This window comes from Kitasatospora sp. NPDC059160 (genome assembly GCF_042755465.1).
GTDB lineage: Bacteria > Actinomycetota > Actinomycetes > Streptomycetales > Streptomycetaceae > Kitasatospora.
In genome coordinates, this window is record NZ_JBHZCN010000042.1 from 1 (window position 1) to 23,942 (window position 23,942).

General features: G+C 73.9%; 18 protein-coding genes. 7 read left to right on the forward strand and 11 right to left on the reverse strand.

Annotated elements, in window-relative coordinates; genetic code table 11:
• Positions 1–90 precede the first annotated feature (90 nt).
• From ACFXOZ_RS19585 to ACFXOZ_RS19620, 8 genes are all read right to left on the reverse strand, one after another.
• On the reverse strand, positions 91–2,556 hold the full coding sequence (locus ACFXOZ_RS19585) for a SpoIIE family protein phosphatase (protein WP_375886546.1): 2,466 nt from the start codon (positions 2,554–2,556) through the stop codon (positions 91–93).
• 145 nt (positions 2,557–2,701) lie between these two features.
• The gene (locus ACFXOZ_RS19590) at positions 2,702–3,322 is read right to left on the reverse strand and encodes a TetR/AcrR family transcriptional regulator (RefSeq protein ID WP_375886544.1); all 621 of its coding nucleotides are present in this window, start codon (positions 3,320–3,322) and stop codon (positions 2,702–2,704) included.
• A 185-nt stretch (positions 3,323–3,507) separates the two neighbouring features.
• Entirely contained in the window at positions 3,508–5,094 is a 1,587-nt protein-coding gene (locus ACFXOZ_RS19595) for a 4-coumarate--CoA ligase family protein (protein ID WP_380524409.1), read from the reverse strand.
• A gap of 229 nt (positions 5,095–5,323) precedes the next feature.
• Positions 5,324–6,496, reverse strand: a complete 1,173-nt coding sequence (locus ACFXOZ_RS19600) for an acyl-CoA dehydrogenase family protein (RefSeq protein ID WP_380591667.1) — start codon at positions 6,494–6,496, stop codon at positions 5,324–5,326.
• Positions 6,497–6,551: 55 nt separating this feature from the next.
• Complete coding sequence (locus ACFXOZ_RS19605; RefSeq protein WP_380591669.1) at positions 6,552–8,498, reverse strand: biotin carboxylase N-terminal domain-containing protein; 1,947 nt, start codon at positions 8,496–8,498, stop codon at positions 6,552–6,554.
• Between the two features lie 8 nt (positions 8,499–8,506).
• Positions 8,507–10,105, reverse strand: coding sequence for an acyl-CoA carboxylase subunit beta (locus tag ACFXOZ_RS19610; RefSeq protein ID WP_380591671.1), 1,599 nt, complete (start codon positions 10,103–10,105; stop codon positions 8,507–8,509).
• Positions 10,102–11,805: an acyclic terpene utilization AtuA family protein gene (locus ACFXOZ_RS19615; protein WP_380591673.1), complete on the reverse strand. Its 1,704-nt coding sequence runs from the start codon at positions 11,803–11,805 to the stop codon at positions 10,102–10,104. Before ACFXOZ_RS19615 ends, ACFXOZ_RS19610 begins: the two co-directional genes overlap by 4 nt.
• A gap of 147 nt (positions 11,806–11,952) precedes the next feature.
• On the reverse strand, positions 11,953–12,849 hold the full coding sequence (locus ACFXOZ_RS19620; protein ID WP_380524414.1) for a LysR family transcriptional regulator: 897 nt from the start codon (positions 12,847–12,849) through the stop codon (positions 11,953–11,955).
• A 136-nt stretch (positions 12,850–12,985) separates the two neighbouring features.
• Between ACFXOZ_RS19620 and ACFXOZ_RS19625 the strand changes: the two genes are divergently transcribed.
• From ACFXOZ_RS19625 to ACFXOZ_RS19650, 6 genes are all read left to right on the forward strand, one after another.
• Entirely contained in the window at positions 12,986–13,492 is a 507-nt protein-coding gene (locus tag ACFXOZ_RS19625; RefSeq protein ID WP_380591675.1) for a nuclear transport factor 2 family protein, read from the forward strand.
• Between the two features lie 109 nt (positions 13,493–13,601).
• Positions 13,602–14,105 carry an N-acetyltransferase gene (locus tag ACFXOZ_RS19630; RefSeq protein WP_380524416.1) on the forward strand — a complete coding sequence of 168 codons (504 nt, stop codon included), beginning with the start codon at positions 13,602–13,604 and terminating at the stop codon, positions 14,103–14,105.
• Positions 14,098–14,868: a class I SAM-dependent methyltransferase gene (locus ACFXOZ_RS19635; RefSeq protein ID WP_380591677.1), complete on the forward strand. Its 771-nt coding sequence runs from the start codon at positions 14,098–14,100 to the stop codon at positions 14,866–14,868. Before ACFXOZ_RS19630 ends, ACFXOZ_RS19635 begins: the two co-directional genes overlap by 8 nt.
• 88 nt (positions 14,869–14,956) lie before the next feature.
• Positions 14,957–15,700, forward strand: a complete 744-nt coding sequence (locus tag ACFXOZ_RS19640; protein ID WP_380591679.1) for a class I SAM-dependent methyltransferase — start codon at positions 14,957–14,959, stop codon at positions 15,698–15,700.
• A 152-nt stretch (positions 15,701–15,852) separates the two neighbouring features.
• A complete protein-coding gene (locus ACFXOZ_RS19645; RefSeq protein ID WP_350503315.1) occupies positions 15,853–16,266 on the forward strand; it encodes a VOC family protein in 414 nt (137 codons plus the stop codon).
• A 137-nt stretch (positions 16,267–16,403) separates the two neighbouring features.
• Entirely contained in the window at positions 16,404–18,764 is a 2,361-nt protein-coding gene (locus ACFXOZ_RS19650; RefSeq protein WP_380591680.1) for an ATP-binding cassette domain-containing protein, read from the forward strand.
• Between the two features lie 48 nt (positions 18,765–18,812).
• Here the strand turns inward: ACFXOZ_RS19650 and ACFXOZ_RS19655 are convergent, their stop codons facing one another.
• The 3 genes from ACFXOZ_RS19655 to ACFXOZ_RS19665 form a co-directional block, all read right to left on the reverse strand.
• Positions 18,813–19,319, reverse strand: a complete 507-nt coding sequence (locus ACFXOZ_RS19655; RefSeq protein ID WP_380591682.1) for a GNAT family N-acetyltransferase — start codon at positions 19,317–19,319, stop codon at positions 18,813–18,815.
• A 74-nt stretch (positions 19,320–19,393) separates the two neighbouring features.
• Positions 19,394–21,271: an endonuclease/exonuclease/phosphatase family protein gene (locus tag ACFXOZ_RS19660; protein ID WP_380591684.1), complete on the reverse strand. Its 1,878-nt coding sequence runs from the start codon at positions 21,269–21,271 to the stop codon at positions 19,394–19,396.
• A gap of 251 nt (positions 21,272–21,522) precedes the next feature.
• A complete protein-coding gene (locus tag ACFXOZ_RS19665; protein WP_380591741.1) occupies positions 21,523–22,419 on the reverse strand; it encodes a Gfo/Idh/MocA family protein in 897 nt (298 codons plus the stop codon).
• 235 nt (positions 22,420–22,654) lie between these two features.
• Here ACFXOZ_RS19665 and ACFXOZ_RS19670 point away from each other — a divergent pair, with 235 nt between their 5' ends.
• Positions 22,655–23,941, forward strand: a complete 1,287-nt coding sequence (locus tag ACFXOZ_RS19670; RefSeq protein ID WP_380591686.1) for a hypothetical protein — start codon at positions 22,655–22,657, stop codon at positions 23,939–23,941.
• The last annotated feature ends 1 nt before the right edge of the window (position 23,942 follow it).

Below are 23,942 nucleotides of genomic sequence, written 5' to 3' on the forward strand. Positions count from 1 at the left end.
AAGTACGTCCAGTACGAGGCCGACTCGGGCGCACGCCCAGCCGGGCGCCCAACGCCGCGCGCTGATCTGCCAAGATCCGCCGGACAGGCCCTAGGAGACCCCGAAGGGCAGTTCCAGCTCGGCCCAGACCACCTTGCCGTCCCGGGTCAGCCGGCTGCCCCAGCGCTGGGCGAGTTCGCTGACCAGGAACATCCCGCGCCCGCCCTCGTCCTGCTCCGCGAAGGGGCGCAGCTGCGGGGCCGCGCCGCCGGCGTCGGAGACCTCGACGGTGAGCACCCGGTCGCGGAACAGCCGCAGCCGGCGCGGCGCCTCGGCGTGCAGCAGGGCGTTCGTGACCAGTTCGCTGACCAGCAGTTCGGCGTAGTCGGAGAGCGCGTTCAGGCCCCAGGCGTCCAGGGCGGCCCGGGTGAAGCGGCGGGCCTTGCCGGGGAGCTTTCCGCCGCCGGTCAGCGGGAGGGTGGCGACCCGGTCGGCCGGCACCGGCAGCGCCCGGGCCATGATCATCGCGATGTCGTCCTCGGTGCCGTCGGTGACCAGGGCGCCGATCACCGCGTCGCAGCTCTCCTCCAGCGTCCGGCCGGGCCCGGACAGGGTGCGGGCCAGCCGGTCGATGCCGTGGTCCAGGTCCTGGCCGCGCCGCTCCACCAGTCCGTCGGTGTAGAGGGCGAGCAGGGCGCCCTCGGGGAGGGTGAAGCCGATGGACTCGAAGGCGACCCCGCCGACGCCGAGCGGGACGCCGGGCGGCACCTCGATCCTGCGGGCGGTGCCGTCGGTGCCGACCCAGACCGGCGGCAGGTGCCCGGCCGAGGCGACCTGGACGGTGCGCTCCAGCGGGTCGTAGACGGCGCAGATGCAGGTGGCGAACTGGCCCTCGCCGATCCCCGAGGCGGTCTCGTCCAGTCGGGTGAGCACCTGCTCGGGCGGCATGTCCAGGGTGGCCAGGGTGCGGGCGACGGTGCGCAGTTGTCCCATGGTGGCGGCGGCCCGGATGCCGTGGCCCATCACGTCGCCGACCACCAGGGCGACCCGCCCGCAGGACAGCGGCACCACGTCGAACCAGTCGCCGCCGACCTCGCTCACCACGCTGCTGGGCAGGTAGCGGTAGGCGATCTCCAGCCCGAGGGTGCGGTGGATCTCCTGCGGCAGCAGGCTGCGCTGGAGGGTGAGGGCGGTCTCCCGCTCCCGGCGGTAGAGCCGGGCGTTGTCCAGGGCCAGGGCGGTGCGGGCGACGAGTTCCTCGGCGAGCGCGACGTCGGCGTCGTTGAACGGCTCGGGGTTGCGCATCCGGATGAACTCGGAGCCGCCGAGGACCATGCCCCGGGCGGTGATCGGCACCATCAGGTACGAGTGGATGCCGGCGGCCATCCCGGGGGCGACCCGGTCCTCGCTGGACACCAGGCCGCGCAGCACCTCCTCGTCCACGTGGGCGCGCAGCAGCGGCCGCCCGCTGCGCAGGCACTGGGTGTAGCTGCGGTCGGGGGCGTACTCGGAGGTCTCGCCGACGACGTCCACGGCGTGCGCCAGGCCGGTGTCGTAGTTCTCGCCGACCGCGACGGCGCGCAGGGTGACGGAGCGGTCGGAGGGGATCGGGGTGGGCTCGGACCCGCGCAGCACCGGTTCCAGCAGGTCGACGGTGGCGAAGTCGGCGAACCGGGGGACGACGGCCTCGATGAGTTCCTCGGCGGTGCGCTGGAGGTCGAGGGTGGTGCCGATCCGGGCGGTGGCCTCGGCGATGGTGGCCAGCCGCTCCTGGGCCCGGGCGGCCCGGGCCTCGGCCTGGAAGCGTTCGGTGACGTCGATGATGGAGGAGCAGACGCCGAAGACCCGGCCGGTGGAGTCCTCCAGCCGGAAGTAGGAGGCGGACCACGCGCGGTCCCGCTTGGGGTCGCCCGGGACGCGGCCGTGCGAGCGGGCGTCCACCACGGGCTTGCCGGTCTTGAGGACCTGTCGCATGGTCTGTTCGATCTCGCCGCTGTTGATGCCGGGCAGGACGGCGGATATCCGGCGGCCGAGGTGGGCGGAGACCGGCACGCCGTTCATCCGGGCCAGCGCCTCGTTGATCCGGACGTAGCGCAGGTCGCTGTCGTAGACGGCCATGCCGATCGGGGAGCGGCCGAAGACGCCGTCCAGCACCGCGAGGTCGGCCTCGACGGCGTGCAGGGCCCGGGTGTCGGAGGCGGTGGCGAGCAGCAGCAGGGTGCCGGCCGGTCCGGCGATCGGGTAGGTGCGGAACTCCAGCTCGACCCGGTGGCCGTCGCGGTGACGGACCGGGAAGACGAAGGAGGCGCCGCTGCCGGACATGATCCGCTGGAACAGGCCGAGCACCGCGGGCCGGTCGGTCTCGTCGGTGAGCAGCCGGGCGGCGTAGCTGCCGACGGCCTCCTCGGCGGAGTAGCCGAGCAGCGCCTCGGCGTCCTCGCTCCAGTGCAGGATCAGACCGTCGCTCTGCAGCAGGGCCGTGGCGAGCGGGACGAGGCGGTGGCCGTCCGGACGTACGGGATCGCCGCTCGGCGCGGGGCCGGCGGCGGCGGTCGCGTCCCACTCGTGTCCGTGCATTCAGGCAGCACCCCGGTTCGGCTCGTGCCCGGCCGGGTGGGCCTCGCGGTCGGTGCCGGCCGGGGTTCTTCTCCAGACTGCACGGACATCGGCCGCCCGGCGACCCCTTGGTCAGGGGCCGTCCGGTCGCTCGGTTGTACGGGCGTCATGGGCGTACCGGCCGCAGCGTACTCTCCAGAACGCCCGCCCACTGCCGGATCACTCCGGAACGTCGAAGGCTGTCGTCGGTGAGCAGGTTGGCCAGGCCGAGTCCGCGGGCGAGGTCCAGGGTGGCCTGCACCGATTCGCGCACGCCCGGGCGGGTCTCGTCGGCGTCCAGGAACTCCACGGCGGCCCGGTGGGCCTCCCGGCCGACGTGGCCCTCCAGGGCGACGATCCGCTCGCGCAGGCCGTCCTCGGTGGCGGCGGCGGTCCACAGGTGCAGGGCGGCCCGGAACAGCGGGCCGGTGTAGAGGCGGACGATCATGTCGACCACGGCCCGGGTCCGGTCGGGGCCGGCGGCCGGCAGCTCGTCCGCGTGGGCGCGGACGGCTGCCAGCCGCTCGGCGGTGACGTGCTCGACGGCCGCGGTGAAGAGGTCCTCGCGGGTCGGGAAGTGGTGCTGGGCGGCGCCCCGGGAGACGCCGGCCCGTTCCGCGACCACGGTGACGGTGGAGCCCTGCCAGCCGAGCTCGGCCAGGCAGTCCACGGCGGCCGCGAGCAACCGGGCCCGGGTCGCTCGGCTGCGGTCCTGCTGGGGGGTGCGGACGGCGGGTTGGCTGGTCATGGCGGGTGGCGGTTCCTGTGTCGATGGGGTCTGCTCCGGTCGGGGCGCGGCGGGTCGGGGCGCCGCGGGTCGATCCTCACAGACGGGCCGCGTCCTCCGGCCGCCCGGGTCCCGGGCTGCGGGGTCCTGGGCGCCCTGGACCTGGCCGCCCTGGCGCCGGCCGACGGGGTCCCGGCCGACGGGTCTCAGCGGGCGGCCTCGCGGGCGCGCAGTTCGCGGCGGAGGATCTTGCCGGCCGCCGACTTGGGGACGGCGTCCACGAACTCCACCGCGCGCACCTTCTTGTAGGGGGCGACCTGCCCGGCGACGTACCCGGTGACCTCCTCCGCGGTGAGCCCGCTGCCGGGGGCGCGGACCACGAAGGCCTTGGGGCACTCCGTCCCGTCGGCGTCCCGGACGCCGATGACGGCGGCGTCGGCGATCTGCGGGTGGCCGAGCAGGACGGCCTCCAGTTCGGCGGGGGCGACCTGGTACCCCTTGTACTTGATCAGCTCCTTGACCCGGTCGACGACGAACAGGTAGCCGCGCCCGTCCACGTGGCCGATGTCGCCGGTGTGCAGCCAGCCCTCGGCGTCGACCATGGCGGCGGTGTCGGAGGGGCGGCCGAAGTAGCCCTTCATCACCTGGGGGCCGCGGATCAGCAGCTCGCCCGGCTCCCCCGGCCCGAGGTCCCGGCCGGAGCCGTCCAGGGCGATGACCCGCAGCTCGGTGGAGGGGACCATCCGGCCGACCGAGCCGGGCACCGGGTCGCTCTCCGTCGGGGAGACGACGTGGGTGACCGGGGACAGCTCGGTCATCCCGTAGCCCTGGAGCAGGTGCGGCAGGCCCAGCCGGCGGGCGCAGGCCTCGGCGAGCTCCTGGTCCAGCGGGGCGGCCGCGCACAGCAGGTACTCGACCGAGGAGAGGTCGAAGTCGGCCACGACCGGGTGCTTGGCCAGCGCGAGCACGATCGGCGGGGCGACCACCAGGCCCTGCACCCGGTGCCGCTCGACCGCACCGCAGAACTGCTCCAGGTCGAAGCGGGGCAGCACCACCACGGTGGCGCCGCACCGCAGCGGCTGGTTGAGCAGCGCCGTCAGGCCGTAGATGTGGAAGAAGGGGAGCACCGCGAGCACCCGTTCGCCGACGGAGGGGCGGTAGAGGGCGTCGGTCTGGGCCAGGTTGGTGGCGATCGAGCGATGGGTGAGCATCACCCCCTTGGGCAGTCCGGTGGTGCCGCTGGAGTACGGCAGCACGGCGACGTCCTCGCCCGGGTCGATCGCGGGCTCCGGGGCGGGGCCGGTGGCGGCCAGCAGGTCGGCGAGCGAGCGGTGGCCCTCGGCGCCGTCCAGCACGATCACCTCGACCGGCGGGCGGCCGTCGGCGGCCAGCAGCTCGGCGGCGGCGCGGGCGGTCGCCAGGAACGGGGAGACGGTGATCAGGCAGCGGGCGGCGCTGTCCGCGAGCTGGCCGGCCAGCTCGCGGGCGGTGCTGAGGGAGGACACCGTGGTCACGGTGGCACCGGCCCGGCTGGCACCGTAGTAGGCCATCGGATAGGTGACCGAGTTGGGGCTGAACAGGGCCACCACGTCGCCCTTGCCCACCCCGCTCTCCGCCAGTGCGGCGGCGACCCGCTCGACGGAGGCGGCCAGCCGCGCGTAGCTGACCTCCTCCCCGGTGAGGCCGTCGATCAGCGCCGGCCGCTCGCCGTACCCGGCGGCGGCGGCGAGCACCGCGTCATGGATCGGCAGGTCGATGACGGGGACGTCCGGGAACTCGCTACGGAACACCAAGGCATGCCTCCAGTAAGGAAGTTGACGCAGCAACCAAATCGGCGAGCGGATGGCACGGGGCGTGTTCAGGAGCATACGGACAGTCCGGGTGGGGCTGGGCCATTGTGGGAAACCGGGGGCGGGGCAGGCGTGGCGCAGCTGCTCCGAAGGGCGTTCGGACGACCCGACCGGCGTGCGGTGACGACCTGCGCGCTGCGGTGGCGGCCGCGCGCCCCTCGGTGCCGGGGGCTCAGTAGGACTTGGGCAGGCCCAGGGTGTGCTGGGCGACGAAGTTGAGGATCATCTCCCGGCTGACCGGGGCGACCCGGCCGACCCGGGTGGCGGCGAGCAGGGCGCCCAGGCCGTACTCCTGGGTGAGGCCGTTGCCGCCCAGGGTCTGCACCGCCTGGTCGACCGTCCGGGCGGCGGCCTCCCCGGCGGCGTACTTGGCCATGTTGGCGGCCTCCCCGGCCGCCATGTCCTCGCCCGCGTCGTAGAGCAGCCCGGCCTTCTGGGTCATCAGCCGGGCCAGCTCGACCTCCACCGCGCACTGGGCCAGCGGGTGCGCCAGGCCCTGGTGGGCGCCGATCGGGGTGGACCAGACCGTGCGGGTCTTCGCGTACTCCACGGCCTTGCCGAGCGCCTGCCGGGCCAGCCCGAGGGAGAAGGCGGCGGTCAGGATGCGCTCCGGGTTGAGGCCCGCGAACAGTTGGAGCAGGCCGGCGTTCTCGTCGCCCACCAGGGCGTCGGCGGGCAGCCGGACGTCATCCAGGAAGACCTGGAACTGCTTCTCGGGGGCGACCAGCTCCATCGGGATCGCCCGGTACTCGAAGCCGGGGGTGTCCCGGGGGACGACGAACAGGCAGGGCTTGAGCTTGCCGGTGCGGGCGTCCTCGGTGCGGGCCACGAACAGCACGGCGTCGGAGTGGTCGATGCCGGAGACGAAGACCTTGCGGCCGGTCAGCAGCCAGTCCTCGCCGTCCCGGCGGGCGACGGTGGAGATCCGGTGCGAGTTGCTGCCCGCGTCCGGCTCGGTGATGCCGAAGGCCATCCTGCGGCTGCCGTCGGCCAGTCCGGGCAGCCAGCGGCGCTTCTGCTCCTCGGTGCCGTACCGGGCTATCACCGTGCCGCAGATCGCCGGGGAGACGATCAGCAGCAGCAACGGGCAGCCCGCGGTGCCGAGTTCCTCCAGGACGATGGCGAGGTCGCTGATGCCGCCGCCCCCGCCGCCGTACTCGGCGGGCAGGTTGACGCCCAGGTAGCCGGCCTTGCCCGCGTCCGCCCACAGCTCCTCGGCGGGCTCGCCGGCCCGGGCCTTGGCCAGGTAGTAGGCGGAGCCGTAGCGGCGGCCGAGGTCGCCGACGGCCTGGCGCAGGGCGGTGCGTTCGGGGGTTTCGAGGAGCTGACTGCCGATGGACGACATGCGTGGTCCTTCCGCTGGGCGGGTGGTCGGGCGGTGCTCAGGACTCTTCGGGGGATCAGGACTCTTCGGGCGACTTGACGACGGCGAGCAGGGCGCCGAGCCGGACCTGCTGCCCCGGGGTCACGCGCAGGTCCACCAGGGTGCCGTCGGCCGGGGCGGTGACCCGGTGCTCCATCTTCATCGCCTCCAGCACCAGCAGCGGCTGCCCGGTGGTGACGGTGTCGCCGACGGCGGCGGTGGTGCGCAGGACGGTGCCGGGCATCGGGGCGAGCAGGGCGCCGGGGTCGCGCTGGGCGGTGGGGTCGGGGAAGCGCGGCAGCGCGGTGAGCGCGGTGCTGGCGGTCGGGGAGTCGACGTACACCCGGTCGCCGTAGCGGGCCACGTCGTAGCGCCGCTGCACCTCGCCCTCGCGCAGCAGGACGAACCCGGCCTCGGCCTCGACGAGTTCGACGTCCGGGTGGTCGACGGCCTCCAGGCCGCCCCTGGTCCGGCGGTAGCGGACCTCCCACTCGACGCCGTCGGGGGCCCCGTAGCGCTTGGACTGGGGCTGGGAGGGCAGGTTGCGCCAGCCGGACGGCAGCGCGGTGCCGCGCGCGGCCGCGTCGGCGAGGGCGGCGGCCAGGGCGGCCCGCCCGGTGCTCCTGGTGTCGGGGGCGAGCAGTTCGGCCGAATGCTCGGCCAGGAAGCCGGTGTGCAGCCGCCCGGCCAGGAAGGCCGGGTGCCGCAGTGCGCGGACCAGCAACTCCCGGTTGGTGGAGGGCCCGTGGATCCGGGCGCGGGCCAGCGCGTCGGCCAGCTTCCGGGCGGCGGCGGCGCGGGTCGGCGCCCGGACGATCACCTTGGCGAGCATCGCGTCGTAGTGCGGGCTGATCTCGCTGCCGGCCGCCACCCCGGAGTCCAGCCGCAGCCAGGAGTCCGTTCCCACCCCGGGCCCGCTGAACTCCTTGTGCTCCGAGGTCAGTTCGAGGCGGTGCAGGGTGCCGGTCGCGGGCTGCCAGTCCTTCGCCGGGTCCTCGGCGTACAGCCGGGCCTCGATCGCGTGGCCGGTGCTCGGCGGCGGCCCGCCCGCGGGCAGCTCCTCGCCCTCCGCGACGGCGAGTTGGAGCGCGACCAGGTCCAGGCCGGTGACCGCCTCGGTGACCGGGTGCTCGACCTGGAGCCGGGTGTTCATCTCCAGGAAGTAGAACCGGCCGTCCCCGGTGAGCAGGAACTCGGCGGTGCCGGCGCCGACGTAGCCGATCGCCCGGGCGGCGTCCGCGGCCGCGGCGTGCAACGCGGCCCGCACCTGCGGCGCCAGGCCGGGGGCCGGGGCCTCCTCGATCACCTTCTGGTGCCGCCGCTGCAAGGAGCAGTCGCGGTCGCCCACCGCCCACACCGTGCCGTGGGCGTCGGCCAGCAGCTGCACCTCCACGTGTCGGCCGCTGGGAAGGTAGCGCTCGCAGAACACCTCGTCGGAGCCGAAGGCCTTGGCCGCCTCGGCCCGGGCCGCCGCCAGTGCGCCGGGCAGGTCCGCCAGCCGTTCGACCACCCGCATGCCGCGGCCGCCGCCGCCCGCCGCGGCCTTCACCAGCACCGGCAGGTCGGCCTCGGTCGGCTCGGCGAGCGCGCCCAGCACCGGCACCCCGGCCTCGGCCATCAGCCGCTTGGCGGCCGTCTTGGAGCCCATCGCGGCGATCGCGGTCGGCGGCGGACCGACCCAGAGCAGGCCGGCGTCCAGCACGGCCCGGGCGAACTCCGCGTTCTCGGAGAGGAATCCGTACCCCGGGTGGACGGCGTCCGCCCCCGCCCGCAGAGCGGCCCGGACGATCAGCTCTCCGCGCAGGTAGGTGTCGGCGGGCGCGGCGCCGGGCAGCCGTACCGCCGCGTCGGCCTCCCGGACGTGCGGGGCGCCGGTGTCCGGGTCCGAGTGGACGGCGGTGGTCGCGATGCCGAGCTCCCGGCAGGTGCGGAACACCCGGCGGGCGATCTCGCCGCGGTTGGCGACCAGCAGGTTGGTGATCATCTGACCTCTCACATCCGGAAGACGCCGTAGCCACGCGCGCCCTCGACCGGCGCGTTGTGGATCGCGGACAGACACAGGCCCAGCACCGTACGGGTGTCACGCGGGTCGATCACGCCGTCGTCGTACAGCCGGCCGGACAGGAAGACCGGCAGCGACTCCGCCTCGATCTGCTGCTCGACCATCGCCCGGATCGCCGCGTCCGCGTCCTCGTCGTACGGCTGCCCCTTCGCCGCCGCCGACTGGCGGGCCACGATCGAGAGCACCCCGGCGAGCTGCTGCGGGCCCATCACCGCGGACTTGGCGCTCGGCCAGGAGAACAGGAAGCGCGGCTCGTACGCCCGGCCGCACATGCCGTAGTGGCCCGCCCCGTAGGAGGCGCCGAGCAGCACCGACAGGTGCGGGACCTTGGAGTTCGAGACGGCGTTGATCATCATCGCGCCGTGCTTGATGATGCCGCCCTGCTCGTAGTCCCGGCCGACCATGTAGCCGGTGGTGTTGTGCAGGAACAGCAGCGGGGTGTTCCGCTGGTTCGCCAACTGGATGAACTGGGCGGCCTTCTGGGACTCCGCGCTGAACAGCACGCCCTGGGCGTTGGCCAGGATGCCGACCGGGTAGCCGTGCAGCCGGGCCCAGCCGGTGGCCAGGCTGGCGCCGTACAGCGGCTTGAACTCGTCGAAGTCGGAGCCGTCGACGATCCGGGCGATCACCTCGCGCGGGTCGAAGGGCACCTTGAGGTCCCCCGGGACGATGCCCAGCAGCTCCTCCTCGTCGTACGCCGGAGGCGCGGCGCAGCGGTCCGGGCCGGGGCCCGGCTTGCGGTGCTCCAGCCGGGCGACGATCCGGCGGGCGATCCGCAGCGCGTCCGCCTCGTCCACCGCGAAGTGGTCGGCCAGGCCGGAGCTGCGGGCGTGCATCTCGGCGCCGCCCAGCGACTCGTCGTCGGCCTCCTCGCCGGTCGCCATCTTCACCAGCGGCGGGCCGCCGAGGAACACCTTGGCGCGCTCCTTGACCAGCACGGTGTGGTCCGACATCCCCGGCACGTAGGCACCGCCGGCCGTCGAATTGCCGACCACCACGGCCACGGTGGGGATCCCGGCCGCCGAGAGCCGGGTCAGGTCGCGGAACAGGGCGCCGCCCGGGATGAAGATCTCCTTCTGGCTGGGCAGATCCGCCCCGCCCGACTCGACCAGGTTCACCACCGGGAGCCGGTTCTGCAGCGCGATCTCGTTGGCCCGCAGGGCCTTGCGCAGCGTCCACGGGTTGCTGGCGCCGCCGCGCACCGTCGGGTCGTTGGCGGTGATCACGCACTCCACGCCCTCGACCACCCCGATGCCGGTGACCAGCGCGGCGCCCACCGGGTGGTCGCTGCCCCAGGCCGCCAGCGGGGACAGCTCCAGGAACGGCGAGTCCTGGTCCACCAGCAGCTCGATCCGCTCCCGGGCCAGCAGCTTGCCCCGCTTGCGGTGGCGCTCCACGTACTTGGGGCCGCCGCCGGCCAGCGCCTTGGCGTGCTCGGCGTCCAGCTCGGCCAACTTGGCGACCATCGCGGCACGGTGCTCCGCGTACTCGGGCCCGGCCGGGTCGACGCGGGTGGGCAGGACGGTCACAGCAGGGCCTCCGGGATGTCGAGGTGGCGCGAGCGCAGCCACTCGCCCAGGGCCTTCGCCTGCGGGTCGAAGCGGTGCTGGGCGGCGACGCCCTCGCCGAGCAGGCCGGTGAGGGTGAAGTTGACGGCCTTGAGGTTCGGCAGCAGGTGCCGGGTGACGGGCAGGTCGGCGGCCTCGGGGAGCAGTGCGCGCAGCCGGTCGACGGTGAGGGTGTGCGCCAGCCAGCGCCAGGCGTCCTCGGTGCGGGCCCAGACGCCCAGGTTGGCGTCGCCGCCCTTGTCGCCGCTGCGGGCGCCGAGCACCAGGCCGAGCGGGGCGCGACGGGTCGGGCCCGGCGGCAGGGGCTCGGGCAACTCGGCGTCGACGGAGGCGACGTGGCCGGTGACGGCGGCGGGCGGGACGGTGATCCGGCGGCCGTCCGGCAGCACCGCGGTGTGCTCGACCAGCTTCGCGTCCAGGTACGCGGCGGTGAACACCCCGTACGGGGCGCCCGGGCCGGGTGGGGCGGTGAGGTGGAAGCCCGGGTAGCCGGCGAGGCCCAACTCCACGGCGGCCTTGCCGAGTTCGCGACCGACCTTGGCCGGATCCCGGTCCCGGGCGGTCAGTCGGAGCAGGGCGGACGCGGCCTCCTCGGTGTCGGCGTCCGGGTGGTCGGTGCGGGCGAGGGTCCAGCGCAGCTCGGCCGGGCGGACCTCGGGCGGCAGGGCGGCGGCCAACTGGCGTTGCACCAGGGCGGCCTTGGCCTCGATGTCCAGACCGGTCAGGACGAAGACCACTTCGTTGCGGTGGCCGCCGAGCCGGTTCAGGCCGACCTTGAGGGTCGGCGGCGGGGCCTCGCCGCGCACGCCGTCGATCCGCACCCGGTCCGGGCCCTCCTCGGTGAGCCGCACGGAGTCCAGCCGGGCGGTCACGTCGGGGCCGAGGTAGTGCGCTCCGCCGGTCTCGTACAGGAGTTGGGCGGTGACCGTGCCGATCGTGACGGCCCCGCCCGTCCCGGGGTGCTTGGTGATCACGCTGGAGCCGTCGGCGTGCAGTTCTGCCAGCGGGAAGCCCGGGCGGTCCACGTCGTGCTCGCCGAAGAAGGCGTAGTTGCCGCCGGTCGCCTGCGCCCCGCACTCCAGCACGTGCCCGGCCAGCACCGCCCCGGCGAGGGCGTCCAGCTCGTCCGGGCCCCAGCCGAAGTGGGCGATCGCCGGCCCGGCCACCAGTGCGGCGTCCGTCACCCGCCCGGTCACCACCACGTCCGCCCCCTCCGTCAGGCAGGCGGCGACGCCGAACCCGCCCAGGTAGGCGTTGGCGGCCAACAGGCCCTCGGGCAGGCCGAGTTCCTCCCGGCGCGGGAGCAGGTCGTCCCCCTCGACGTGGGCGACGACGGTCGGCACTCCCAGGCGCTGCGCCAGCTCCCGCAACCGGTCCGCGAGCCGGGCCGGATTGAGGCCGCCCGCGTTCACCACGACCCGCACACCGCGGTCCCGGGCCAGGCCGAGGCACTCCTCCATCTGCCGCAGGAAGGTCCGGGCGTACCCGAGCGAGGGATCCCTCAGCCGGTCCCGCGCCAGGATCAGCATGGTCAACTCGGCGAGGTAGTCCCCGGTGAGCACGTCCAACGGCCCACCCGTGAGCATCTCCCGCACCGCCGCGAACCGGTCCCCGTAGAACCCCGAGGCATTGCCGACCCGCAGCACCGATCCTCCGCGCACCAAAGCGCCTCCCCTACCGGCCTGTTGGCGCCGCCCCGCACGAGCGGCGCCGCGCAGCAGCGTGGCACCGGCCGCAGAAAAAAGCAATCATGCCTGCTTGTTTTCCCGCCATCGGCATCACTCCGACCGGCCGGCGGGGCCCAGGGGTCAGTCCGCGGTGCCGAGGAGGTCCTGGGCCGCGTGGTGGAAGGCCTCCGTGGCGTGGGTGGCGCGGTCGCGGTGGTGGAGCAGGCCCCACCGGACCGGGGGTGCGCCGGTCAGCGGGCGGTAGGTGACGTCGGGGCGGGGGTGGTAGCGGCGGGCCTGGGCGCCGAGCGGGAAGGCGGCCCGGCCCGCGCCGACGAGGGTGAGGATCTCGTTCAGGGTGCCGCCCTCCGGGCCGGACGGGATCGGCCGCCCGGCCGGTGTCCGGGCCGGGGTGCGGTCGGCCCGGAAGGACTCCGGCACGGCGGCGGGCAGTCGGACGAGCGGGATCCCGGCCAGCTCCTCCGGTGTGACGGCGTCCTGCTGCGCGAGCGGGTGGCCGGCGGGCAGGGCGATCATCCGGGGCTCGCTCACCAGGACCGGGCCCGGCACCAGGTCGGGCTCGCGCAGCGGGTACTCCGCGAACACCAGGTCCACCTCGCCCGCCCGCAACAGGCGTATCCGGTCGACGAGTTCGGCCTCCCGGAGGGTCGCCTCCCAGCCCGGCAGCCGCTCCCGGAAGCGCTCCGCGACGCCGATGAGCAGCTGCCCCGCCGCGGGGCCCGCGAACGCCACCCGCAGCGTTCCGGTGCGGCCGTGCCCGGCGTCGGCGACCCGCCGGACGGCGGCGCCCACCGCCTCCCACGCGGGCCGCAGCTCCTGCGCCAGCTGGACGCCGAGCGCGGTCGGCTCCACCCGGCGGCTCGTCCGGGTGAACAGCGGTGCGCCGACGCGGCGTTCCAGCTTCCGTACGGTCTGGCTGATCCGTGCGGTGGAGACGTGCAGCCGTTCGGCCGTCCGCCCGAAGTGCAGTTCCTCGGAGAGCGCCAGGAACGCCTCGATCTCGTGCCGCTCCAGCACCCTTGCCGCCTCTCCCCCACCACTTCGTTAAGTCTCGGTTCACGATCGTTGCACAGTCACCCGTTGATCGTCCGGCCGTTCCGGCGGGAGGGTGGACCCGTCACCGAACAACAGCCACCCGACCGGGAGTTCCATCGTGTACATCACCACCGACCGCGCCCTCACCGCACCCGCCGACGACCCGGCCGCCGTCGCCACCGAGCTGCGCGACCGGACCGAGATCCTGGACGCCCTGCTCCGCTTCGGCCTCGGCCAGGACCTCCACGACCGCGAGCTCTTCGCCTCCTCCTTCACCCCGGACGCCGAACTGGACTTCCGCCCCGCGGCCGCCGCGTGGGGCGCCGAGCCGCCCCTGATGACCGGCCGGGACCACATCGTCACGACCATCCTCGGCATGTTCGCCGGGCGGGTGACCACCACCCACCAGATCACCAACCCCCGGATCACCGTGGACGGCGACCGCGCCCGGCTCACCGCCCTCGTCGAGGCCCAGCACCTGCTGACGGCCGCCCCGGCGACGCACGCGCTGTTGAAGAACCGCTACGACGTCGAGCTGCACCGGGACGGCGGGCGCTGGCTGATGCACCGGGTGCGGATCGACAACGTGTGGCTCACCGGTGAGCCCGAGGCGATCTTCGGCTGAACCGAGCGGCACCGGGCGCCCGGGCAGGCGGCTCTACGGCGGGGCAGGACATTCGGTGGCCCGGGATATTGGGTGGGGCTGCGGGGTGGCGGTGGATAGCCTCGGGGGTATGACCTGGCTTCCTGCTGATTTCGTCCATCCCGTCCACGTGCCGCTGCTCGACGGCGCGTACCACCTGCGGCCGATCCGGGAGGCGGACGCGCCGATGGACTATCCGGCGGTGATGGGCTCCCGGGAGCGGCTGTTCGGGATCTTCGGGCCGGCCTGGGGGTGGCCGGCGGCGACGATCACGGCCGAGGCGAACCGGATCGACCTCGCCCGGCACGAGCGGGAGATCGCCGCCCACCAGTCGTTCAACTACGTGCTGCTGGACGCCGCCGAGACGGCCGTGCACGGGTGCGTGTACATCGACCCGCCCGAGCGGGCCGGGGCGGACGGCGAGGTCTCCTGGTGGGTGGTGGACGGCCTGGTCGGCAGCGCGGTGGAGCGGGCCTTCGACGCGCTGGTGCCGCGGTGGATCGCCGCCGAGTGGCCGTTCCGGCAGCCGCGGTTCCTGGGGCGCGACCTCAGCTGGGAGGAGTGGCTGGCCCTGCCGGAGGCTCCGGGTGCCTGAGCGCGCGCTGAGCTTCGGAACGGTCGCGGAGTCCTACGAGCGGTACCGGCCCGGGTATCCGGTGGAGCTCTTCGACCTGGTCGCGGGATACGCCGCGGAGCACGCGGGCGGGCCGGTGCGGACGGCGCTGGAGATCGGGGCCGGGACGGGCAAGGCCACCCGGCTGTTCGCCGGGCACGGCGTCGCCGTGACCGCGACCGAGCCGGACGCCGCCATGCTCGCCGAGCTGCGCCGGCACACCCCGGACAGCGTCCGGACGGTGCGCGCCGCGTTCGAGGAGCTGCCGCCGGACGGGCCGTACGACCTGGTGTACGCGGCGGCGGCACTGCACTGGACCAGTCCGGCGGGCCGCTGGCAGCGGGTGGCCGAACTGCTGCGCCCGGGCGGCGTGTTCGCCTGTTTCGGCGGGCCCGTCCAGTTGGCCGACCCCGAACTGGCCGAAGCCGTAAGGGTGGTGCGGGCGCCGTTCCTGGCGAGCGATGACGTGCCCTCCCCGGACGGCACGCCGCCGGAGCAGGAGCTGCAGTGGCCGGGCACCGAGCTGGAGCGCTCCGAGCGGTTCGACCGGGTGCAACAGCTTTTGCTGCCAAGGCGGTTGACGATCGGGCCGGAGGAGTACCTCGGCCACCTGTCGACGGTCTCGGCCTATCTGCTGCTGCCGGAGGACGCCCGGGCGGAGGTGTTCCGCCGGATCCTGGCGGTGCTGCCGGAGCGCGTCGGACTGGACGCGGACATCACCGTCCACCTCGCTCGGCGCCGCTGATTCGTGGCTTCCGCCAGTACGACGACACGTCGGGCTGCGCCAGACTTCCCAGCACAGCACTGGGCTGCGCACACGGGAGGACGACACGATGAGCGTGCAGCAGTACGACGGGATCGGCGAGGCGTTCGAGGGCTTCAAGGCCCTGCCGCTGACGCGGTTCGGGGAGGTGCCGAGCTTCCTCGCGATGGTCGGGGACGTCCGCGGCAAGGCCGTCCTCGACCTGGCGTGCGGAACGGGCTTCTACAGTCGCGAGGTCCGTCGGCGCGGCGCCGCGGAGGTGCTCGGGATCGACATCTCCACCGAGATGATCGCCGCCGCCGAGTCGTTCGAGCAGCGCGACCCGCTGGGGGTGCGCTACGAGGTCGGCGATGTGGCCGAACTGCGCGAACTGGAGCGGCAGTTCGACGTGGTCCTGGCGGTGCAGTGCCTCAACTACGCGGAGGACCGCGCGTCGCTGGACCGGATGTGTCGCACCGTCCACCGCAGCCTGGTGCCGGGCGGGGAGCTCTTCGTCTTCGCCCAGAAGCCGGACTACGCCTTCGACTGTCTCACCCTGGAGCAGTACGGGTTCCGCTGCGAGCCGACCGGGGAGCACGTCGAGACCGGCCCGCGGGTACGGGTCACCGCGCTGCTCGACCCCCGGCCGATCAGCATCCTCGGGACCGTCCCGCGCCGGGAGGTCTACGAGGAGGCGCTGCGCGGGGCCGGGTTCTCCGATCTTGAGTGGGTGCCGCTGGGGATCTCCGAGGAGGGCCTGCGCGAGTACGGCGAGGAGTTCTGGGCGGACGTCCTCGCCCACCCGCCGCTGGAGATGCTGCGCTGCCGCGCCTGAGCGGCAAGCGCTGAGCACCGCACGCTGCGCGTGACCATCGACCCCGGGGGACGGCGACCACACCCGCCGCTCCCCGGGGTCGATCGGTTTCCCGGGGAGGCGATCAGTTTTCGAGAAGCGCCCGCCCGGGGGCCGCGCCTAGCGTTGCAGTCATGAACGACATCAGCATTCACTGGACCTTCCTCCCCCACACCGACCCCGAGGCCTCGCTCGCCTTCTACCGCGACCTGCTCGGCTTCGAGGTCCGCCAGGACGTCGGCGGCGGCCCGATGCGGTGGATCACCGTCGGGCCCGCCGGGCAGCCCGGCGTGTCGCTGGTGCTGGAGCCGCCGTTCGCGGACCCGGGCATCACCGAGGACGAGCGGCGTACCATCACCGAGATGATGGCCAAGGGGACGTACGCCCGGGTGGTGCTCGCCACCGCCGACCTGGACGGCGTGTTCGACCGGTTGAAGTCCGGCGGCGCGGAGCTCGTCCAGGAGCCGACCCTGCAGCCGTACGGCGTCCGCGACTGCGCCTTCCGCGACCCGGCGGGCAACATGGTCCGCTTCAACGAAGTGCGCTGACCCCTCCCGGGCCCGCCCCGGCCGGGACCGACCGGCCGGGGCGGGCCCGGGGCGCCGCACGACGCCCCACCGAAGAGCCGCCGAAGACCCACCGAAGTACCGCCGAGAAGCCACCGAGACACGGAGCGAAGACCACGATGGCCGAGCCGCACGCCGCCGACAGCCACGACCTGATCCGCGTGCACGGGGCACGCGAGAACAACCTCAAGGACGTCAGCGTCGACATCCCCAAGCGCCGCCTGACGGTGTTCACCGGGGTGTCCGGCTCCGGCAAGAGCTCGCTGGTCTTCGACACCATCGCCGCCGAGTCGCAGCGGCTGATCAACGAGACCTACAGCGCCTTCGTCCAAGGCTTCATGCCGACCCTGGCCCGCCCCGAGGTGGACGTCCTGGAGGGCCTGACCACGGCGATCCTGGTCGACCAGCAGCGGATGGGCGCCGACCCGCGCTCCACCGTCGGCACCGCGACCGACGCCAACGCGATGCTGCGGATCCTGTTCAGCCGGCTGGGCACCCCGCACATCGGCTCCCCCAAGGCCTTCTCCTTCAACGTCCCGTCGATCAGCGGCGCCGGCGCGGTGACGGTGGAGCGCGGCGGCAGGACGGTCAAGGAGCGGCGCAGTTTCAGCATCACCGGCGGCATGTGCCCGCGCTGCGAGGGCCGGGGCAGCGTCACCGACATCGACCTCACCCAGCTGTACGACGACACCAAGTCGCTCGCCGAGGGCGCGATCCTGATCCCCGGCTGGAAGCCGGACAGCTGGTGGACGGTCGGGGTGTACGCCAACTCGGGCTTCCTGGACGCGGACAAGCCGATCCGCAGGTACACCAAGAAGGAGCTCCAGGACTTCCTCCACCGGGAGCCCACCAAGGTCAAGGTCAACGGGGTCAACCTGACCTACGAGGGCCTGATCCCCAAGCTCCAGAAGTCCATGCTGTCCAAGGACAAGGAGGCGCTGCAGCCGCACATCCGGGCCTTCGTGGAGCGTGCCGTCACCTTCACCTCCTGCCCGGAGTGCGGGGGCACCCGGCTGAGCGAGACCGCCCGGTCCTCGAAGATCGGCGGTGTCAGCATCGCCGACGCCTGCGCGATGCAGATCAGCGACCTCGCGGACTGGGCCAGGGCACTGGACGAGCCCTCGGTGGCGCCCCTGCTCGACGCGCTGCGGCAGGCGCTGGACGCCTTCGTGGAGATCGGCCTCGGCTACCTCTCGCTGGACCGCCCCTCCGGCACCCTGTCGGGCGGCGAGGCGCAGCGGGTGAAAATGATCCGCCACCTGGGCTCCTCGCTCACCGACACCACGTACGTCTTCGACGAGCCCACCACCGGGCTGCACCCGCACGACATCAGCCGGATGAACGACCTGCTGCTGCGGCTGCGGGACAAGGGCAACACGGTGCTGGTGGTGGAGCACAAGCCGCAGACCATCGCGATCGCCGACCACGTGGTGGACCTCGGTCCCGGGGCGGGCGCGGCGGGCGGCTCGGTGTGCTTCGAGGGCAGCGTGGCCGGGCTGCGGAAGAGCGGCACCGTCACCGGCCGGCACCTGGCGGACCGAACGGCGCTGCGGGCGGAGGTGCGCAAGCCCACCGGCTCACTGGCGATCCGCGGCGCGGACAGCCACAACCTGCGGGACGTGGACGTGGACGTCCCGCTCGGGGTGCTGACCGTGGTCACCGGGGTGGCGGGCTCGGGGAAGAGTTCGCTGATCCACGGCTCGATCCCGCCGAGCGAGGGCGTGGTCTCGGTCGACCAGGGGGCGATCAAGGGCTCCCGGCGCAGCAACCCGGCGACGTACACCGGGCTGCTGGAGCCGATCCGCAAGGCCTTCGCCAAGGCGAACGGGGTGAAGCCGGCCCTGTTCAGCGCCAACTCGGAGGGCGCCTGCCCGACCTGCAACGGCGCCGGCGTGGTCTACACCGACCTGGCGATGATGGCCGGGGTGGCCACCACCTGCGAGGACTGCGAGGGCAAGCGCTACCAGGCCTCGGTGCTGGAGTACCGGCTGGGCGGCCGGGACATCAGCGAGGTGCTGGCGATGTCGGTGGGCGAGGCGGAGGCGTTCTTCGGCGACGGCGAGGCGAAGCTGCCGGCCGCGCACCGGATCCTGGAGCGGCTCGCCGACGTCGGCCTGGGCTACCTCAGCCTCGGGCAGCCGCTGACCACGCTGTCCGGCGGTGAGCGGCAGCGGTTGAAGCTGGCCACCCACATGGCGGACAAGGGCGGGGTCTACGTCCTGGACGAGCCGACCACCGGGCTGCACCTGGCGGACGTCGAGCAGCTCCTCGGCCTGCTGGACCGGTTGGTGGACTCCGGCAAGTCGGTGATCGTGATCGAGCACCACCTGGCGGTGATGGCGCACGCCGACTGGATCATCGACCTCGGGCCGGGCGCCGGGCACGACGGCGGCCGGGTGGTCTTCGAGGGCACCCCGGCCGAGCTGGTCGCGGCCCGCTCGACACTGACCGGCGAGCACCTCGCGGAGTACGTGAAGTGAGACGTCCGTGAAGCGAGGATCAGGGGAGGCGAACCGCCGGGGCGCCCGCTACCCGAGCGGGAGGACCATCTCCAGGATCCGGGCCCGCTCGTCCAGCACGTACGGCGTCTCGCCGCCCGTGCAGGTGAAGCCGCGCCGCCGGTAGAAGGCGGCGGCGCGGTCGTTCGCCTCGTGGACGCCGAGCAGCATCCACTCGGCGCCGCCCTCCCGCGCCCAGGCGATCACCGCGTCCAGCAGGGCGTCGGCGACGCCGCGCTCGCGGCCGCGGTGCGCCGGGTCGACCCAGACGCCGATCAGGTCGACGGTCGCGGTCTTGCGGCTGGGGATCGAGAGCATGGTGGCGACCCACTGGTCGTCGCCGTCCACGGCGACCAGGCCGATCCGGCCGGGCTCGTTCAGCCAGTCCGTACGGGCCCGCCAGTTGCCCTCGCCCTGGAGCTGCGCGTACGCGTGGGTCTCGCCGAACGCCAGCGGGGTGTCGAGGAGCTGGGCCAGCCGGATGGTGCGCAGCCGCTCCCAGTCGTCGCGGCCGATCCGTTCGATCCGGTACTGCACGTCGTCCCCTGTCGGCGAAAAGCCTCCGCCGTCGGCGGTCGCCGACGACGGAGGCAGGATAACCGCAGCTCAGGTCACGGCTTGAGGCGGACCACCTGCGGGTCGTGGTCGCTGGCCTGCTGGGCGAACTCGGCGTTGATGTGCACCACGTCGTACTTGGCGTAGCCGAGCTCGGGGCTGACCAGGACGTGGTCGAGCACCTGGGAGTTGCCCTGGTAGACGTAGGAGTACTGCTCGGTCTCCGGCAGCTCGTTCACCAGGTCGCGCAGCACGCCGCCCTTGGTGAGCGCGGCCAGCGCGGGCGAGAACTGGTAGTCGTTGAAGTCGCCGAGCGAGACGATCCTGGCCTGCTTGTCGGCGGCCAGCAGCCCGGCGACGAAGGCCTGCTCGACGGTGGCCTGCTTGACCCGCTGCACCTCGGAGCTGCGGGTCGGGGCCTGGAAGCGGCTGTCGATGCCCTGGTCGCCGCCCTTGCTGTTGAAGTGGTTGGCGATCACGAAGACCTTCTGGCCGCGGAACGCGAACTGGCCGACCAGCGGCTTGCGGCTGTTGGTCCAGGCGTCGTCGGTGGGCGCGATCCGGCCGGGCGAGGCGGTGAGCGCGGTGGCGGCGCCGCTGCCGGTGACGCCGACGGCGGCGGTGGCGCTGCCGCCGGGGATGTCGGTGAAGGAGACCCGCTGGGGGTTGAACAGGAAGACCTGGCGGATGTTGCCGCCGGGCTCGCCGCCGTCCTTGCCGTCCTGGGGGTCGACCGAGCGCCAGTCGTAGGCGGGGCCGCCGGCCGCCTTGATCGCGGCGAGGAACTTGGCGACGGTCTGGCTCGCGTCGACGGTGCCGTCGCTCTTGGCGCCGTTGTTGTCCTGGATCTCCTCCAGGGCGACGATGTCGGGCGAGCGCAGGTTGGTGACGATGCCCTGGGCCAGCTCGGCGAACTTGGCGTCCGGGTTGGTGGCGGCCAGGTTCTCCACGTTGTAGGTGGCGACGGTGAGTTCGCGCTCGCTCGCCTGCGGGGTGACCTCGCGCTGGAGGTGGTTGTCCTTGAGGGTGCCGAGGGTGCCGGCCACCAGGGTGTAGCCGCCGAAGGAGTTGTAGTCCAGCGGGCCGGTGGTGGTGCCGGTCAGCTCGTCGCCGACGTTGGCGACCGGGAAGGGCTGCTGGGTGACGGCGGCCTGCTGCTGCACCATCAGGCGGCCGACGTTGGGCTCGCGGTAGGACTCGTAGAGCACGCCGCCGCGCTTGCTGCGCTGGTCCTGGCGGTCGGCGGCGACCCAGAGCTCGTTGTACTTGTCGGTCGCCTGTATCACCCGGACGTCCTTGACCTGGACGAGCATGCCCTCCAGCGACTCGTAGAAGTCCAGGGCGTACTTCTCCGGGTCGAGCCGACCGGCGTCGATGCTGCCGTCGGGCCCGGCCGGCGGGGCGTAGGTGCCGGGGATGTTGCGGGTGTCCACCACCACGGGGGCGGGCAGCGGGTTGCCGGCCGAGAGCACCGTGACGGCGGGGCCGGTGAGCTCGGTGACGGACTGCGAGCCGCCCGAGGAGTTCGGGTAGTACTCGGTGACCTTTCCGCTGACCAGCACCGAGTCGCCGACCTTCACGGTCGGGTTTCCGCCGGTGAAGACGAAGATGCCCTCGCTGGTGGCCGGGTCGGCGTCCGGGTTCGGGTCCTGCAGCCAGAATCCCTTGGAACTGCCGTACGCGCGCACACCGGTGACGATTCCGGGCACGCCGGTGACCGGCTTTCCGGCCTGCGGGGAGACCCGGGTGGTGCCCTGGATGTCGTGGATCCGCAGCGGACCGGCCTCGGTGGGCGCGGGCGGGGCGGCGGCCGCACCGGCGGCGACGGCGGACGGCAGCGGGACGAGCACCAGCGAGACGGCGAGTGCGGCCGGGGCGACGGCGGCGCGCAACAGGGCGGCTCTGCGGGGGCGGGGGGCGGAGGCGGTGGTCACCGGGGCATGGCTCCTAGCTCGGGCAGCGGACGCTACTCGCGTAGAAGGAAGGTCGGGAGAGAGCGGGGGACGGCTCCCGTTCCCCCGCGGCGCCCTCAAGATACGCGCGTAGAAAATGCCCCGACAAGACCTCGTCAATGAACTGTCGGTTCCGGCCCGGTGACGTGCGGAAGCGTCGATTCGGCTCTTTCCCAGGCTCCTTCCAGCAGCCGCCCAGCAATTCCCCAGTTTGACCGTGCCTTTGCCCGGCTTTACCCGATCCGTTCCACGATCAGCTCGCACAACTCATGGGTGCGCAGCGCGTCGTGGGCGTCCAGGGTCTTCCCGGCCCGGACGGCGTCCAGGAAGCCCAGCACGCACTGCTCGATCCCGCGCTGACGGGCCACCGGCACCCAGTCGCCGCGCCGCCGGACGGTGGGCTGGCCCCGGTGGTCGATGACCTCGGCGAGGTTGCGCACCTCGCGCTTGGAGTCGCCGCCGGAGACCTCCAGCACCTCCTCGGTCGAGCCGGAGACCCGGTTCATGATGCCGAGTGCGGTGAAGCCCGCCCCGCCGAGCGTCAGCACCACGTGCTCCACCAGGCCCTCGCGGTCCTTGCGGGCCCGGACGTCCACCTGCTCGATCTCGCCGGGGACCAGGAACCGCAGGGTGTCCACCACGTGCACGAAGTCGTCGAAGACCAGCGTCCGGGCGGCCTCGGGCAGGCCCTCGCGGTTCTTCTGCAGCACGATCAGGTCGCGCGGGCGCTCCAACGCCTGGGCGTAGCCGGGGGCGTGGCGCCGGTTGAAGCCGACCATCAGCGAGCGGCCGGTGCGGTCGGCGAGGTCGACCAGCCGGCGGGCGCCGTCCACGGTGTAGTCGAGCGGCTTGTCCACGTACACGTCCACCCCGGCGCCGAGCAGCCGCTCGACGATCGGCACGTGCTGGTCGGTGGCCGCGTGCACGAAGGCGGCCCGGATGCCGCTGTCGATCAGCGCGCCCAGGTCGGTGAACCGGCTTGCGGCGTCGATCCGGTGGGTCTCCCCCAGCCGGTCCAGCTTGGCCCGGTCCCGGGTCATCAGGCGCAGGTCGAGCCCGGGCAGGGCGGTGAGCACCGGCAGGTACGCCTTCTGCGCGATGTCGCCGAGGCCGATCACCCCGACCGGCAGCGGGCCGGCGGGGACGACGGTCGAGGTCATGGGGGCTCCTGGGGTGCGGCCGGTCATGGTTCCGCCACCCTACGCGGTCCGTCGTACGGCGGTTCGGGCACGATCCCGGCCGGGGTCGGGTGGGGTGGGGCTCGGTGGGGCCGGTCGGGGGGCCGGGACGGTAGGGGAAACCCGACCACCGTTCCTCGACCTGGCTGTCATGACGTCACCCGCCCGCCGCGGCTGCAATGGTGAGGTGCTCACTCACCAGCCCCGCCGGGCTCCGGGAGCGGACGGGCGCAGGTGGTACTGGTGCGCCGGTTGGCTCGCCTGCGCCGCCTGGGCCGCCGTGTTCCCCCTCGTCTCGCCGCTCGGGCCGCACCGGACCTGGGGCGCCGTCGCCGCGGTCGGCTACCTCCTCGCGGCGGTCGCCGTCCTGCTGCCCGCGCGGCGGGACGCCCCGGCCCGCTCGACCGCGCTGGCCCTGGCCGGGGCGGTCGTCCTGCCGCTGCTGCTGCTGCTGGTGCTCTCCGGGGCCGGGCAGAGCGAGGTCGGGGTGATCGAACGGTCCGGCTCGCTGCTGCTGAACCAGGGCTCCCCGTACCTCGACGAGCCGCGCACGGTGGCCGAGGTGACGCCCTACCTGCCGGCGATGGCCCTGCTGGGCGTGCCGCGCGCGGTGCTCGGCGCCGACGGCCTGCCGGCCCGGCTGGCGGGCGATCCCCGGCTGTGGTGCGCCGCCGTGTTCCTCGGCGGCCTGTGGCTCGCCCACCGGGTGCTGCGCGCCGCCGCGCCGGAGGACGGAACGGGCACCGGACGGAACCGGGGCCCGGTACCGGCCGGGGCGGCCCTCCCGGCCCTCGCGGCCCTGGTCGCCTCGCCGGTCGTGGCGCTGCCGCTCGCGGTCAGCGGTGTCGACCTCCCGCTGACCGGCCTGCTCTGCCTGGCCCTCGCGCTGGCCTCGGCGGGCCGCCCGACCGCCACCGGGCTGGCGCTGGCCGCGGCCTGTGCGCTCAAGTGGACGGCCTGGCCCGCGGTGGCCGTCGCCGTCGCCCTGCTGGCCGCCACGGCCGGCCGGCGGGCCGCCGCCCGCGGCTGCGGCACGGCGCTGTTCGGCACCGCCGCCCTGGCTCTGCCCGCCGCCCTGCTCGCCCCCGGACCGATGGTCTCCCAGGTGCTGGCCTTCCCGCTCGGCCGCGGCGAGCTGCGCACCGAGGCCGCCAGCCCGCTGCCGGGCAGGCTGCTCGCCGACCTCGGCCCGGCCGGCTGGTGGGCGGCGCTCGCCCTGCTGCTGGCCGCCGGCCTGGCCGTCGCCGTCTCCCTGGTGCGCCGGCCGCCCCGCTCTCTGGTCGCCGCCGCCGACCGGCTGGCCCTGGGCCTGGGCGCCGCCTTCCTGCTGGCCCCGGCCGGCCGCTTCGGCTACCTGGCGCTGCCCGTCGTGCTGGCGCTCTGGGCCCGCGTCGTGCCCGGGGCTCGCCCGGTTCCCGCCTCCGCCCCGGCCCCGCGGACCGGCGCCGACCGCCCGAACCCCCTCTTCGTCTGAC

What these genes read in the sequence shown, in the direction of transcription:
- ACFXOZ_RS19585 (WP_375886546.1), bottom strand. Translation starts at nt 2,556, where the DNA reads ATGCACGGACACGAGTGGGACGCGACCGCCGCCGCCGGCCCCGCGCCG.
- ACFXOZ_RS19590 (WP_375886544.1), bottom strand. Translation starts at nt 3,322, where the DNA reads ATGACCAGCCAACCCGCCGTCCGCACCCCCCAGCAGGACCGCAGCCGA.
- ACFXOZ_RS19600 (WP_380591667.1), bottom strand. Translation starts at nt 6,496, where the DNA reads ATGTCGTCCATCGGCAGTCAGCTCCTCGAAACCCCCGAACGCACCGCC.
- ACFXOZ_RS19605 (WP_380591669.1), bottom strand. Translation starts at nt 8,498, where the DNA reads ATGATCACCAACCTGCTGGTCGCCAACCGCGGCGAGATCGCCCGCCGG.
- ACFXOZ_RS19630 (WP_380524416.1), top strand. Translation starts at nt 13,602, where the DNA reads ATGACCTGGCTTCCTGCTGATTTCGTCCATCCCGTCCACGTGCCGCTG.
- ACFXOZ_RS19640 (WP_380591679.1), top strand. Translation starts at nt 14,957, where the DNA reads ATGAGCGTGCAGCAGTACGACGGGATCGGCGAGGCGTTCGAGGGCTTC.
- ACFXOZ_RS19645 (WP_350503315.1), top strand. Translation starts at nt 15,853, where the DNA reads ATGAACGACATCAGCATTCACTGGACCTTCCTCCCCCACACCGACCCC.
- ACFXOZ_RS19650 (WP_380591680.1), top strand. Translation starts at nt 16,404, where the DNA reads ATGGCCGAGCCGCACGCCGCCGACAGCCACGACCTGATCCGCGTGCAC.